15 protein-coding genes are annotated in these 12,763 nt (G+C 72.2%); 4 read left to right on the top strand and 11 right to left on the bottom strand.

Features of this window, described 5'->3' with window-relative positions:
• The first annotated feature begins 38 nt into the window (after positions 1 to 38).
• Both ACZ7IF_RS15645 and ACZ7IF_RS15640 read left to right on the top strand, forming a co-directional pair.
• Positions 39 to 707, top strand: coding sequence for a potassium channel family protein (locus tag ACZ7IF_RS15645; RefSeq protein ID WP_470970504.1), 669 nt, complete (start codon positions 39 to 41; stop codon positions 705 to 707).
• The gene (locus ACZ7IF_RS15640) at positions 704 to 1,366 is read left to right on the top strand and encodes a potassium channel family protein (protein WP_266783666.1); all 663 of its coding nucleotides are present in this window, start codon (positions 704 to 706) and stop codon (positions 1,364 to 1,366) included. Before ACZ7IF_RS15645 ends, ACZ7IF_RS15640 begins: the two co-directional genes overlap by 4 nt.
• 56 nt (positions 1,367 to 1,422) lie before the next feature.
• On the opposite strand, the gene ACZ7IF_RS15635 is transcribed toward ACZ7IF_RS15640, so the two are convergent.
• From ACZ7IF_RS15635 to ACZ7IF_RS15605, 7 genes are all read right to left on the bottom strand, one after another.
• The gene (locus ACZ7IF_RS15635; RefSeq protein ID WP_470970499.1) at positions 1,423 to 2,178 is read right to left on the bottom strand and encodes a DUF3159 domain-containing protein; all 756 of its coding nucleotides are present in this window, start codon (positions 2,176 to 2,178) and stop codon (positions 1,423 to 1,425) included.
• Positions 2,179 to 2,181: 3 nt separating this feature from the next.
• The gene (locus ACZ7IF_RS15630) at positions 2,182 to 2,601 is read right to left on the bottom strand and encodes an OB-fold nucleic acid binding domain-containing protein (protein WP_125816976.1); all 420 of its coding nucleotides are present in this window, start codon (positions 2,599 to 2,601) and stop codon (positions 2,182 to 2,184) included.
• A 43-nt stretch (positions 2,602 to 2,644) separates the two neighbouring features.
• Positions 2,645 to 3,331, bottom strand: a complete 687-nt coding sequence (locus ACZ7IF_RS15625; RefSeq protein WP_470970490.1) for a response regulator — start codon at positions 3,329 to 3,331, stop codon at positions 2,645 to 2,647.
• Positions 3,328 to 5,955 (bottom strand): DUF4118 domain-containing protein, encoded by a 2,628-nt coding sequence (locus tag ACZ7IF_RS15620; protein WP_470970485.1) that lies wholly within the window; start codon positions 5,953 to 5,955, stop codon positions 3,328 to 3,330. The genes ACZ7IF_RS15625 and ACZ7IF_RS15620 overlap by 4 nt, the downstream gene beginning before the upstream one ends.
• A gap of 175 nt (positions 5,956 to 6,130) precedes the next feature.
• Positions 6,131 to 6,907: a DUF3710 domain-containing protein gene (locus tag ACZ7IF_RS15615; RefSeq protein WP_470970480.1), complete on the bottom strand. Its 777-nt coding sequence runs from the start codon at positions 6,905 to 6,907 to the stop codon at positions 6,131 to 6,133.
• Position 6,908: 1 nt separating this feature from the next.
• Positions 6,909 to 7,457, bottom strand: a complete 549-nt coding sequence (gene dut / locus ACZ7IF_RS15610) for a dUTP diphosphatase (protein ID WP_470970474.1) — start codon at positions 7,455 to 7,457, stop codon at positions 6,909 to 6,911.
• Entirely contained in the window at positions 7,457 to 8,041 is a 585-nt protein-coding gene (locus tag ACZ7IF_RS15605; RefSeq protein WP_125594768.1) for a PaaI family thioesterase, read from the bottom strand. Before ACZ7IF_RS15605 ends, dut begins: the two co-directional genes overlap by 1 nt.
• Positions 8,042 to 8,099: 58 nt before the next feature.
• Between ACZ7IF_RS15605 and ACZ7IF_RS15600 the strand changes: the two genes are divergently transcribed.
• Positions 8,100 to 8,570 carry a DUF3093 domain-containing protein gene (locus ACZ7IF_RS15600; RefSeq protein ID WP_470970468.1) on the top strand — a complete coding sequence of 157 codons (471 nt, stop codon included), beginning with the start codon at positions 8,100 to 8,102 and terminating at the stop codon, positions 8,568 to 8,570.
• A gap of 21 nt (positions 8,571 to 8,591) precedes the next feature.
• Here the strand turns inward: ACZ7IF_RS15600 and ACZ7IF_RS15595 are convergent, their stop codons facing one another.
• The 4 genes from ACZ7IF_RS15595 to ACZ7IF_RS15580 form a co-directional block, all read right to left on the bottom strand.
• Entirely contained in the window at positions 8,592 to 9,530 is a 939-nt protein-coding gene (locus tag ACZ7IF_RS15595) for a hypothetical protein (protein WP_470970462.1), read from the bottom strand.
• Positions 9,531 to 9,538: 8 nt separating this feature from the next.
• Positions 9,539 to 9,835, bottom strand: a complete 297-nt coding sequence (locus tag ACZ7IF_RS15590) for a DUF4193 domain-containing protein (RefSeq protein WP_007267048.1) — start codon at positions 9,833 to 9,835, stop codon at positions 9,539 to 9,541.
• Positions 9,836 to 10,219: 384 nt separating this feature from the next.
• The gene (locus ACZ7IF_RS15585) at positions 10,220 to 11,464 is read right to left on the bottom strand and encodes a sensor histidine kinase (RefSeq protein ID WP_470970455.1); all 1,245 of its coding nucleotides are present in this window, start codon (positions 11,462 to 11,464) and stop codon (positions 10,220 to 10,222) included.
• 4 nt (positions 11,465 to 11,468) lie between these two features.
• A complete protein-coding gene (locus ACZ7IF_RS15580; protein WP_007267046.1) occupies positions 11,469 to 12,122 on the bottom strand; it encodes a response regulator transcription factor in 654 nt (217 codons plus the stop codon).
• Between the two features lie 283 nt (positions 12,123 to 12,405).
• On the opposite strand from ACZ7IF_RS15580, the gene ACZ7IF_RS15575 reads away from it, so the two are divergent.
• Positions 12,406 to 12,573 carry a hypothetical protein gene (locus ACZ7IF_RS15575; RefSeq protein ID WP_164720975.1) on the top strand — a complete coding sequence of 56 codons (168 nt, stop codon included), beginning with the start codon at positions 12,406 to 12,408 and terminating at the stop codon, positions 12,571 to 12,573.
• The last annotated feature ends 190 nt before the right edge of the window (positions 12,574 to 12,763 follow it).

Raw genomic sequence — 12,763 nt, 5'->3', positions numbered from 1 at the left:
TGGAAACCAGCGAGCAGCTGTCAGCCGGAAGGACGGCCGTGCACATCGTCATTATGGGCTGCGGACGGGTGGGTTCCGCCCTCGCGCAGACCTTGGAACAGCAGGGGCATACGGTCGCCGTGGTCGACCAGGACCCCACGGCATTCCGCCGGCTCGGGGCCTCGTTCGGCGGCCGCCGCGTCACCGGTGTCGGCTTCGACCAGGACACGCTGCGGGAGGCCGGGATCGAGGAGGCGGGCGCTTTCGCCGCCGTCAGCAGTGGTGACAATTCCAACATCATCGCGGCCCGCGTGGCCCGCGAGATGTTCGGCGTGGAGAACGTCGCCGCCCGTATCTACGACCCCAAGCGCGCCGAGGTGTACCAGCGCCTCGGCATCCCCACCGTCGCGACCGTGCGGTGGACCGCCGACCAGATGCTGCGCCGGCTGCTCCCCTCGGGTGCGGAGCCGCTGTGGCGCGACCCGAGCGGCGGCGTGCAGCTCGCGGAGGTGCACGCCTCCGCGGCCTGGATCGGCCACAAGGTCAGCAAACTGCAGGAGGAGACCGGCGTCCGTGTCGCGTTCCTCACCCGCCTGGGCGAGGCGATGCTGCCGACTTCGCAGACCGTCCTCCAGGAGGGCGACCTCGTCCACGTGATGATGCGCACGGACGAGATCGACAAGGTCGAGGCGGCCTTCGCCGAGGGCCCCGAGGAGGCACACGCATGAGGGTCGCGATCGCCGGAGCCGGGGCCGTGGGCCGCTCCATCGCGGGCGAGCTGCTGGAGAACGGCCACGAGGTGCTCCTCGTGGACAAGGCGCCGACCGCCATCTCGGTGGAGCGGGTGCCGCAGGCGGAGTGGCTGCTGGCCGACGCCTGCGAGATCACCTCGCTCGACGAGGCGGCGCTGCAGCGCTGCAACGTGGTCATCGCGGCGACGGGCGACGACAAGGTCAACCTGGTCGTCTCCCTGCTCGCGAAGACCGAGTACGGGGTCCCGCGCGTGGTGGCGCGCGTGAACAACCCGAAGAACGAGTGGCTCTTCAACGAGTCCTGGGGCGTCGACGTCGCGGTGTCCACGCCGCGCCTGATGTCGGCCCTGGTCGAGGAGGCCGTCAGCGTCGGCGACCTGGTGCGGCTGCTGCGCTTCAGCCACGGCGACGCCAACCTCGTGGAGCTGACCCTGCCGGCCGACTCCTCGGTCGCGGGCACCCAGATCAGCGAGATCGCCTGGCCGGAGGACACCTCCCTGGTCACGATCATCCGCGGCAACCGCGTGCTCACCCCGCACGGCGAGGAGACCCTGGAGCCGGGCGACGAGCTCCTCTTCGTGGCCGCCCAGGCCCGCGAGGAGCAGCTGGAGGACCTCCTCCAGGCGCGTCACTAGCAGCGCACGGGAAAGGGGCGGGGCGACCGGATGGCCGCTCCGCCCCTTTCCCGTGCTCAGGCCCGCTTGTGGCGGCCGGACTGCGCGGACTGCGCCGACTGCGCCGACTGCGCGGCCTCCTCGGCCTCGTACTCGGCGATCACGTCGATCGGCGGCGGCGCCTTCGCCAGGAAGACCCAGGTGAAGTACACGGCCAGCACCATCGGCGGGAGCTTGAGCGCGATCAGCACCCAGCCCAGCTGCGTCTCGTCACCCCACCAGTACAGCGGGAAGAGGATCGCGTACTTCGCCAGGAAGATGAGCCCCCAGGCCAGGCTGGCCTTGGTGTACGCCTTCTTGCGCCCCGGGTTGCGGGTGCGCCAGGAGAGGTTCTCCTTGAACACCGGCCCCAGGATCACCCCCAGCAGCGGGAACCCCACCAGCGCCGAGAGCGTGAACGCCAGGCCCAGGCAGACCCCGTAGATCATGCCCGGCAGGTAGAAGCCCTTGGCACTGCCCGTGAAGAGGGCGAAGGCCACGCCCACGCCGACGCCGAAGACGCCGCTGAAGGCGTGCTTCACGGTGTCCTTGCGCGCCAGGCGGACGACCACCAGCAGCACCGCGACGACGCCCGCCGCGATGGCGGACATCTTCACGTCCTTGTTGATCGTGTAGATCATCACGAAGAGCAGGCCGGGGAGCATCGTCTCCACGGTGCCCCGGACGCCGCCGAAGGCGTCGAAGAGCGCCGCCTGCGTGACCGCGCTCTGGTCGTCGGCGGGCGCGGTGCCCGGGTCCGGGTCCGGCGTGGTCGGTTTGTCGAGTGACGTCACCGGTCAGTGCTCCTGTCCGAGTGGGCGGAGTTCGTACTTCGGGTTGAAGAGCACCCGGCGGCCGTGGCTCATCGAGATGCGTCCAGAAGCGATCATGCGCCGCCCGGGTTCGATTCCCACGATCGAGCGACGCCCGAGCCAGACCACGTCCAGCGCGGCCGAGCCGTCGAACAGCTCGGCCTCAAGGGCGGGCACGCCCGCTCGCGGCCGGAGGGTGACGGTGCGCAGCGTGCCGGTCACCTTCACTATCTGACGGTCGTGGCAGTCGCAGATCCGCGTGCACCCCGCGGCTTCTGCGTCCTCCTGCAGCTCCGCCGAATGCAGCTCCTCCTGGGAGGTGGACAGCCGCTCTATCATCCGGCGGAACCGGCCCGCCGGCCTGGCCGGTTTCGCGGGCTTCTCGGGACGCGGTTCAGCACTCATACAGGAAGCCTACCGGCGCCCCCGCCGCCTCTCGAAGCCCCCGCTACTTCTCGAAGCGGTACCCCATGCCGGGTTCGGTGATGAAGTGCCGGGGGTGCGAGGGGTCCGCCTCCAGCTTGCGGCGCAGCTGGGCCATGTAGACCCTCAGGTAGTTGCTCTCGGTGCCGTAGGAGGGCCCCCAGACCTCCTGGAGCAGCTGTTTCTGGCTGACCAGCTTCCCGCCGTTGCGCACGAGCACCTCCAGCAGGTGCCACTCGGTGGGGGTGAGGCGTACGTCGCGCCCCTCGCGCACGGCCTTCTTGGCGGCGAGGTCCACCGTGAAGCCCTCGGTCGAGACGACCACCTCGTCCTCGCCGGTCCCGGAGGCCGGCTCGGCCCGGCGGACGGCGGCGCGCAGCCGGGCCAGCAGCTCGTCCATGCCGAAGGGCTTGGTGACGTAGTCGTCGGCGCCGGCGTCGAGGGCCTCGACCTTCTCGTCGGAGCTGTGCCGGGCGGAGAGCACCAGGATCGGCACCCGCGTCCAGCCGCGCAGCCCCTTGATGACCTCGACCCCGTCCATGTCGGGCAGGCCGAGGTCGAGGACGACCACGTCGGGGTGGCGGGCGGCCGCGAGTTCCAGGGCTCCCGCCCCGTCGGCGGCCGCGTCGACCTCGTACTTGCGCGCCTTGAGGTTGATCACGAGGGCTCGGACGATCTGCGGCTCGTCGTCCACCACGAGCACCCGGGTCATCGGGGACCTGCTTTCTGTCGTTCGGGGAGGTCCCCGGTTTCCATCGGTTCCTGGCGCGGGTCCTGTGCCCGGTCGACGCCGCCGGGGCCGTCCCCGGTTCCGGCGGGGCCGGGCGGGCTGCCGCGGGTCGCCGCGCGCAGGGTGAGCACCATGGTCAGCCCTCCCCCGGGGGTGTCCTCGGCGGCGAGCGTGCCGTCCATGGCCTCGGCGAAGCCCCTGGCCACCGCGAGCCCCAGGCCCACCCCGGCGCCGCGCGGGGCGTCCCCGTGCCGCTGGAACGGGGCGAATATCCGGTCCTTGGCCTCGTCCGGGACCCCGGGCCCGCGGTCGACGACGCGCACCTCGACCCGGTCTCCGAGGAAGCTGGCCGCGACCAGTACCCGCTCTCCGGCGGGGCTGTACTTGACGGCGTTCTCCACCACGTTGGCCACGGACCGCTCCAGCAGCCCGGGGTCCACCGCCACCATCGGCAGGGTCTCCGGCACGTCGAGCAGCACGCTGTCCTCCGGTACGCCGCCCAGCGCCATCGGGACCACCTCGTCGAGGTCGATCTCCCGGATCAGCGGGGTCACGGTGCCCGTCTGGAGCCGGGACATGTCCAGCAGGTTGCCCACCAGGTGGTCGAGCCGGTCGGCGCCCTCCTCGATCCCGGCCAGCAGCTCGGCCCGGTCCTCCTCGGACCACTCCACGTCGTCGGAGCGCAGGGAGCTGACGGAGGCCTTGATGGAGGCCAGCGGCGTGCGCAGGTCATGGCTGACGGCGGCCAGCAGGGCGGTCCGGATCCGGTTGCCCTCGGCCAGCCGGCGGGCCTCCTCGGCCTCTCCCACGAGCCGCTGGCGGTCCAGCACCACGGCGGCCTGGGCGGCGAAGGCTCCGAGCACCCGGCGGTCCTCGGCGGGCAGCACCCGCCCGGACAGGGCCAGGGCCATGTGGTCGCCGATCGGCATGTCCACGTCGGCGTCCTCGGGCCGGGCCGCCGGGGCGGGTCCGACGCTGCCTGCCGGGGTCCAGGCCTCCACCTCGCCGGCCCGCTCCAGCAGGGCCACCGACTCCATCGCGAAGGTCTCGCGCACCCGCTCCAGCAGCGCGCCCAGGGCGGTCTCGCCGCGCAGCACGCTCCCGGCCAGGGTGGAGAGGATCTCGGACTCGGCCCGCAGCCGGGCGGCCTGGTGGGTGCGCCGGGCGGCGAGGTCCACCACCGAGGCCACCGAGACCGCGACCCCGAAGAACACGGCGATGGCCATGATGTTCCTGGGGTCGGAGATGGTGAACCGGTGCAGCGGCGGCGCGAAGAAGTAGTTCAGCAGCAGCGAGCCGACGGCCGCCGAGGCCAGCGCAGGCCAGAGCCCGCCCAGCAGCGCGGCCGCGACCGTCAGCGCCAGGAAGAGCAGCATGTCGTTGGCGAGGCCGGGATCGGCGTCGATGTTGGTCAGCAGCGCGCACAGCAGCACGGGGAAGACCACGCCGACCACCCAGCCGGCCACGATCCGGGTCCGGCCGAGCCGGGCCGCCGAGCGGACCACGGGCAGCCCCCGCCCCCGGGCGACCTCCTCGTGGGTGACGATGTGCACGTCGAGGTCGGGCCCGGAGTCGCGGGCGACGGTGGCGCCCACCCCGGGCCCCAGCACGTACTGCCAGGCCTTGCGGCGGCTGGAACCCAGCACGATCTGGGTGGCGTCGACCCCGCGGGCGAAGGCGAGGAGGGCGTCGGGGACGTTGTCGCCGATCACATGGTGAAACGTTCCGCCAAGGTCCTCGACCAGGGTCCGCTGCACCGCGAGCTCCTTGGGCGAGGCCGAGGTCAGCCCGTCGCTGCGGGCGATGTAGACGGCGAGGACCTCGCTGCCGGAGCCCTTGGCCGCCATCCGGGCGGCCCTGCGGATGAGCGTGCGGCCCTCGGGGCCGCCGGTGAGGCCCACCACGATCCGCTCACGGGCCTGCCAGGCCGAGCGGATGCCGTGCTCGCCCCGGTACTGCTGGAGGTACTCGTCGGCCCGGTCGGCGACCCACAGCAGCGCCAGCTCGCGCAGCGCGGTCAGGTTGCCCGGCCGGAAGTAGTTCGAGAGGGCCGCGTCGACCTTGTCCGGCCGGTAGATGTTGCCGTGCGCCATGCGCCGGCGCAGCGCCTGCGGGGACATGTCGACCAGCTCGATCTGGTCGGCCCGTCGCACCACCTCGTCCGGCACGGTCTCGCGCTGGCGCACCCCGGTGATCTTCTCCACCACGTCCCCGAGGGACTCCAGGTGCTGGATGTTGACGGTGGTCACCACGTCGATCCCGGCGCGCAGCAGCTCCTCCACGTCCTGCCAGCGCTTCGCGTTGCGCGAGCCGGGGACGTTCGTGTGCGCGAGCTCGTCCACCAGGGCCACGGCGGGGTGCCGGGCGAGCACCGCGTCCACGTCCATCTCGGTGAAGGCGGCCCCCCGGTACGAGAGCTCCCGCCTGGGCACCTGTTCGAGGCCGTGCAGCATCACCTCGGTGCGCGGCCGCCCGTGGTGCTCGACGAAGCCGACGACGCAGTCGGTGCCCCGCTCCACCCGGCGGTGGCCTTCCGAGAGCATGGCGTACGTCTTGCCCACACCGGGTGCCGCGCCGAGATGGATCCTTAGCCTGCCGCGTCCCATGCGCTCATTCTCGGGGACGTTCCCGCTGTTCACGTACCGGAAGGGTGTCTGCCGGACATCCCTGACGCATCCCTGACGCGCACACCCCCCGCCCCGGACGCGCGAAGGCCCGCGGGCCCGTCCCCCTGGGGGAACGGGGCCCGCGGGCCGGAAGACGCCCTTCGCCGGGTCCGGGTCAGCGGACCTCGGTGATCTCCGGACCGCGCTCCAGCTGGCCCATGCCGCCGGAGAAGCGCGAGCCCTCCTGCTCCTCGGCCGTCTGCACGCCGTCCGGCACCATCTGGGCGTCGTTCGGCAGCTTCAGGACGATCGGGTCGCGCGGGGCCATCGGGCCGTCGCCGCGGACGACGACGGTCTCCCGGAAGATCTGCTCCAGCACGCCGGCCGACTCGGGGCGCACCGCGCCCTGGCCGGAGATGACGCCGCGCAGGAACCAGCGCGGGCCGTCGACGCCGACGAAGCGCACCAGCTGGGCGCCGGTCTGGCCGTCGGGCAGCGGTACCGGGACCTGCGCGCGCAGCTCCCAGCCCAGCGGGCCTTCGACCTCGTCGATGATGCCGCCCTGCTGGGTGATGCCCGAGGCGATCTCGTCGCGGACCTCGCCCCAGATGCCCTCCTTCTTGGGGGCGGCGAAGGCCTGCAGCTGCACGGCGCTGTCGTTCAGTACGACCGTGGCGGCCACGATGGCGTCACCCGCGACCTCGACGCGCAGCTCCATGCCCTCGACACCGGGCACGAGGATGCCGCCCAGGTCGACCCGGCCGTCGGCCGGGTTGCCGAGCACCTCGGAGACGTCCCACGGGCCGTCGGGCCGCGGGGCGGGGGGCAGGTTGAGACGGCGGGGCGCGGCGGAGTCGTCGCCGGCCTGCTCGTCGGCAGCCACGCCGTTCACGACCTGCTCGGCCGCGCCGCCGTCATGGGCGGAGTCGTTCTTCTTGCGACGTCCGAACACGTCACTGTCCTTCCCGGTCGGATACGACCGAAGCGTAGCCATTCCCACCCTGCTGCTGACCAGCCCCGGATCCGGCCACGGCCGCATGGCCGCCGGTGGAGCCGAACCCCCCGTCGGCCCGGGCCGAGCCTGGAAGCTCCGCCACCTCGTGGAAGCGCACCTTCTCGACCCGCTGGACAACCAGCTGGGCAATGCGGTCGAATCGCTCGAACCGGACGCTCTCGCGCGGGTCGAGATTGACCACGATCACCTTGATCTCCCCACGGTACCCGGCATCCACCGTCCCCGGGGCATTCACGAGCGCGAGCCCGCACCTGGCCGCCAGGCCCGAGCGCGGGTGCACGAAGGCCGCGTACCCGTCGGGCAGGGCGATGGAGACGCCGGTGGGCAGTACGGCCCGCTCCCCGGGCTCCAGCTCTGCGGCCACGGTGGTCACCAGGTCGCAGCCGGCGTCGCCGGGGTGGCCGTAGGCGGGGATGGGCACCTCGGGGTCGACGCGCCGGATCAGCACGTCGACCCCGTGACGGGGACCGTTGTCGTTCTGGGGCATCAGGGGTTCACCTCGAAGGCGCGTGCGCGCCTGACCTGGTCCGGGTCGGACATCGCCGCCCGGATCTCCTCGGGCCGACCGTTGTCGATGAAGTGGTCGACCTTCACCTCGATGAAGAGCGCGTCCGCGCGGACGGCGACGGGGCCGTCCGGGCCGCCTATCCGGCCCACGGCGGTGGAGTAGATCTTCCGGCCGGCGACGGCGGTGACCTCGGCCTCCAGGTACAGCACGGTGTCCACGGGCACGGGCCGCACGAAGTCGGTCTCCAGCCGGCCGGTCACCGCGATGACGCGCAGCAGCCAGTTCAGGGAGCCCAGGGTCTCGTCGAGCGCGGTGGCCAGGACGCCGCCGTGCGCGAGACCGGGAGCGCCCTGGTGGGCGGGCTTGACGGTGAACTCCGCGGTGACGCGTACGCCCTCGCCCGCGCGGGCCTCCAGATGGAGCCCGTGCGGCTGACCCCCGCCGCAGCCGAAACAGTGCTCGTAGTGCGCGCCGAGGAGCTCCCCGGGCGCCGGGGCATCGGGGTGCCGGACCGGTGCCGAGGCATCGGCCGGGGGCGTCAACGCCGTGTTTCGTCCACTCACAGCCGCTGACCTTACCCGCGCGGCTACCCGCCGGTCGCCCCGTGGGAGGCTAGGTCCCATGCAGCTCTCCCCCGCGCACCACGACGAACGCCTCTCCGCCCCCCGCTCCTGGTGGGGCATCGCGGCCCTGACCGGCCTGGCGTGCGCGCTGATGCTGCTGCCGCTCGGCACCCTGCCGCTGCTGGCGGGGCTGGTCGGCGGCGCCGCGCTGACGGGGATGCTGGTGAGCTCGTACGGCTCCGCGCGCGTGCGCGTGGTGAACGGCGCGCTCGCGGCCGGCGACGCCCGGATCCCGGTGACGGCCCTGGGCGAGCCCGAGGTGCTGGACGCGGAGGAGGCGCGCGCCTGGCGCACGTACAAGGCCGACACCCGGGCCTTCATGCTGATGCGCAGCTACGTCCCCACGGCGGTCCGGATCGAGATCACCGACCCGGCGGACCCGACCCCGTACGTGTACGTCTCCACGCGCGAGCCCCAGGCGCTCGCGGAGGCCGTCCGCGCGGCGAAGACCGCCGCGGCGGAGGCCTGACCCCGGCTCCGGCGGCGGGCTTCAGCCCCGCGCGTCCGGGCGGCGTCCCTCGATGGCGGCCCTGGTGGCCTCGGGAAGGGCTCCGGAGGGGCGTTCCAGGGGCGGCAGGGCGGCGAGGGAGTCCCACGGCACGGCGCGGCTCCGCAGGTCCTTACGGACCTTCTCGGCGAGTTTCCTGGTGTCCCGGCGGTTCATGACCGCTCCGACGGCCGCGCCGACCATGAACGGCATGAGGTTCGGCAGGTTGCGGAACATCCGCTTCATGATCTGCTGGCGCAGTTCGCGCTTCATCTGCCCGCCGAGGGCCGCGTTCAGCGTCGTCGGCTTGGTCAGGTCGATCCCGCGCTCCTGGGTCCAGGAGGTCAGGTAGGCGAGGCTGCGGTCCTTCAGGCCGCCCGGCGGGCGCTGCCCGTAGACCTCGTGCAGCTCGGCGATGAGCTTCAGCTCGATCGCGGCGACCCCGGTGATCTCCGCGGCCAGCTCCGCCGGCATCGCGGGCGGGACCGGCAGCATGGCCGCGGCGCCGATGCCGGCGCCCACGGTCGAGGTGCCGTTGGCGGCCCCGGCGATCAGCTTGTCGGCCAGCTGGTCGGGACCGAGGTCCGGGAACTGCGCCCGCAGGGTCGCGAGGTCCCTTACCGGAACGCGCGGGGCGTTCTCGATGATCAGGTCGGTGATGTACAGGGCGGCGGCTTTCGCGCTCTCGCCGCCCTTGCGCACACCGTTCTTGACGGCTTGCATCCGACGTGTCCCGGGCCTGCCCCGGGACTCCTCGTCCGCCACTGCGGCCGACGGCACCGCCGCCGTGGCGGTGTCGGACGGCACCACAGTCGTCCCGAAGGCCTGGCCGCCGGCGTCCGCGGGGCCCGTTTCCGGGCCCGTGGTCACCGCGCGAACCTGCGCCTCCGGATCGCCAGATTTCCGGAAGCGTCGCTTCCGAAAGGGCGTCGAGCCGGTCACGGCCGTCCTCAGTCGCAGTCGCGGCAGATCGGCTGGCCGTTCTTCTCCCGCGCCAGCTGGCTGCGGTGGTGCACCAGGAAGCAGCTCATGCAGGTGAACTCGTCGGCCTGCTTGGGCAGCACCCGGACGGCCAGCTCCTCGTTGGAGAGGTCGGCACCCGGGAGCTCCAGGCTCTCGGCGCCGTCGAAGTCCTCGATGTCGACGCTCGACGTGACCTTGTCACTGCGCCGGGCCTTGAGTTCTTCGATGCTGTCGTTGTCGACGTCGTCGTCGGTCTTGCGTGGGGTGTCGTAGTCCGTTGCCATTTTGTCGCTCTCCCCCTCTGGGATTTAGCGGTGTCTCAGCGCACGTAACGCGCGAGAGGCCGGACTTGTGCCCGACCTGAGGCGGAGATTTTGCCTCACATCAAGGTCTGTTACTCAATCGACACCCAGCCGCGTACCCGAAGGACTCCGTGGCCGGGATGTCGAGCGGGACCGTACACGGTCAGGGGGCCGTCTTGCACAAACGCCACCCCGTGTATTTCCCGCCATCCGGGGGGCCGGAAACCCGGACTTCCCGGGCTTTCCGGCCACCTTGGGGTCACAGAACGCGCATGACCCGCCACTCGGCACTGTGATCGATCACACAGGCACCGCCCGCCGCGGCCACCGTTGCGTTCCGCTGACGGCGAACAGCGCTCGGGTGGATCAAAGGGGCAACGTGACGCGCATCACGAGGCCACCGCCCTCTCGGGGGGTCGCGAGGATGCGGCCGCCGTGTGCGCGCGCCACGGAGCGCGCGATCGACAGACCGAGCCCCACACCCTTGTCACTGCCCGTTCGCTCCGTACGCAGCCGTCTGAAGGGCTCGAAGAGGCTGTCCACCTCGTACGCGGGAACCACGGGACCCGTGTTCGAGACGACGAGCACCGCCTGGCCGTGCTGGGCCTCGGTCGTCACCTCCACCCAGCCGCCCTCCGGCACGTTGTACCGGACGGCGTTCTGCACCAGGTTGAGGGCGATCCGCTCCAGCAGGACGCCGTTGCCCTGGATCACGGCCAGCGCGCGCTCGCCGCGGATCTCCACGCCCTTGGCGAGGGCCTCGCCACGGGCCTGGTCGATGGCGCGCGAGGCGACCTCGGCCAGGTCGACCGGCTTGCGCTCGACGATCTGGTTCTCGCTGCGGGCCAGCAGCAGCAGGCCCTCGACCAGCTGCTCGCTGCGCTCGTTGGTGGCCAGCAGCGTCTTGCCCAGCTGCTGGAGCTCCACCGGCGCCCCGGGGTCCGAGAGGTGGACCTCCAGCAGCGTCCGGTTGATCGCCAGGGGGGTCCGCAGCTCGTGCGAGGCGTTGGCCACGAAGCGCTGCTGGGCGGTGAAGGCCCGTTCCAGGCGGTCGAGCATCTCGTCGAAGGTGTCGGCGAGCTCCTTCAGCTCGTCGTCCGGCCCGTCCAGCTCGATCCGCCGGGTCAGGTCGGAGCCCACCACCCGCCGGGCGGTACGGGTGATCTTGCCCAGCGGCGAGAGCACCCGGCCGGCCATCGCGTATCCGAAGGCGAAGGCGATGACGCTGAGGCCCAGCAGGGCCATCAGGGACCGGCTGAGGAGGTCGTCCAGGGCGTGCTTGCGCTGGTCGAGGATGCACTGCGCGATCGCGGCGTTGAACTGGTCGATCGACTGGTCGATGCCCACGCCGGAGCAGGTGGTGCTGGACACCTCGACCTTCTGGCCGCCGACGATCTTGAAGGGGAGGGCGTTGCCCTCCCTCAGGGCCTGGGCGGCCAGCAGGTAGATGATCGACAGCAGCAGGATGCCGGCGATCAGGAACATGCCGCCGTACAGCAGCGTCAGCCTTATCCGGATGGTCGGCCGCAGCCAAGGGAAGGGACCCTCGGGCTGGCCGGGGTCCCAGGTCGGTTTCGGTGGCGCCGCGGGTGGCGCCGGGGTCGCGGCCACCGGGTCAGATCCGGTAGCCGGAGCCGGGCACGGTCACGATGACGGGCGGCTCCCCGAGCTTGCGGCGCAGGGTCATGACGGTCACCCGGACCACGTTGGTGAACGGGTCGGTGTTCTCGTCCCAGGCCTTCTCCAGCAGCTGCTCGGCGGACACCACGGTCCCCTCGCTGCGCATGAGCACCTCCAGCACCGCGAACTCCTTCGGCGCCAGCTGGACCTCGCGGCCCTCCCGGAACACCTCGCGGCGGTTCGGGTCCAGCTTGATGCCGGCCCGCTCCAGCACGGGCGGGAGCGCGACGGTGGTACGCCGGCCGAGGGCGCGCACGCGGGCGGTCAGCTCGGTGAAGGCGAAGGGCTTGGGCAGGTAGTCGTCGGCCCCCAGCTCCAGGCCCTCGACGCGGTCGCTGACGTCGCCGGAGGCGGTGAGCATGAGCACGCGGGTGGGCATGCCCAGCTCGATGATCTTCCGGCAGACGTCGTCGCCGTGCACCAGCGGAAGGTCCCGGTCGAGCACGACCACGTCGTAGTCGTTCACCCCGACGCGCTCCAGCGCCGCGGCACCGTCGTACACGACGTCCACGGCCATGGCCTCCCGGCGCAGGCCCGTGGCCACCGCATCGGCGAGCAGCTGCTCGTCCTCGACGACGAGTACGCGCACGTCGTTTCCTTCCTTCGAGCCCTTCAGGGCACACGTGTATTGCGCCTCCATCCTGCCGGTTTCGGCCGTAAACCGGCTGTAAGGCGCCCCTGGGGGCCTCCGGAGGCGTGCGTACGGCGTGGAAGCGGCGTGTGGGCGCGGTGGAAGTGAGGATTCCCTCGCCTCACGAGGTTTCTGGGCCCAGGGGGCCGGGGAGGACGAGAGCACACCCCAACCACACCCTGAAGCGGCGGACTGCTCCGTGCTCTCCGCCGCCGACCCACGCAGAGGGGGCGCACCCACCATGGACGCATTCACCGCGGGTCTCCTGCAGCGCATCAAGGCCACGCAGTCGGACCTCAGCAAGGCCCGTGAGACGGGCGACGACTACCTCGCGGATGTGGAACAGGCGGAGCTGGAAGACCTCCAGCGGCTCGCCGCGGAACACGGCGTACCGGTTTCCGCCGCCTGACCCGACAGCACCTCCGAGCTCACAGCGCACCCACCGGGCCCGGGGGGGGGGGGGGGGGGGGGGGGGGGGGGGGGTTGGGGGGGGGGGGGGGGGGGGGGGACGGGTGGGGGGGGGGGGGGGGGGGCTGGTAAAGAGGGGAGGGAGCGGGTCCGGGGCGTGAGGTCGAGGGGGGGGGAGCCCCACCAGCCCC

Source organism: Streptomyces sp. NPDC037421, from assembly GCF_055602105.1.
This window is presented reverse-complemented; position numbering and strand designations above follow the sequence as displayed.

Excerpts from the sequence above, each read along its gene's own strand:
- dut (WP_470970474.1), bottom strand. The coding sequence starts at position 7,457 with ATGCCCCAGAACGACAACGGTCCCCGTCACGGGGTCGACGTGCTGATC.
- ACZ7IF_RS15630 (WP_125816976.1), bottom strand. The coding sequence starts at position 2,601 with ATGAGTGCTGAACCGCGTCCCGAGAAGCCCGCGAAACCGGCCAGGCCG.
- ACZ7IF_RS15575 (WP_164720975.1), top strand. The coding sequence starts at position 12,406 with ATGGACGCATTCACCGCGGGTCTCCTGCAGCGCATCAAGGCCACGCAG.
- ACZ7IF_RS15600 (WP_470970468.1), top strand. The coding sequence starts at position 8,100 with ATGCAGCTCTCCCCCGCGCACCACGACGAACGCCTCTCCGCCCCCCGC.
- ACZ7IF_RS15590 (WP_007267048.1), bottom strand. The coding sequence starts at position 9,835 with ATGGCAACGGACTACGACACCCCACGCAAGACCGACGACGACGTCGAC.
- ACZ7IF_RS15640 (WP_266783666.1), top strand. The coding sequence starts at position 704 with ATGAGGGTCGCGATCGCCGGAGCCGGGGCCGTGGGCCGCTCCATCGCG.
- ACZ7IF_RS15625 (WP_470970490.1), bottom strand. The coding sequence starts at position 3,331 with ATGACCCGGGTGCTCGTGGTGGACGACGAGCCGCAGATCGTCCGAGCC.
- ACZ7IF_RS15620 (WP_470970485.1), bottom strand. The coding sequence starts at position 5,955 with ATGGGACGCGGCAGGCTAAGGATCCATCTCGGCGCGGCACCCGGTGTG.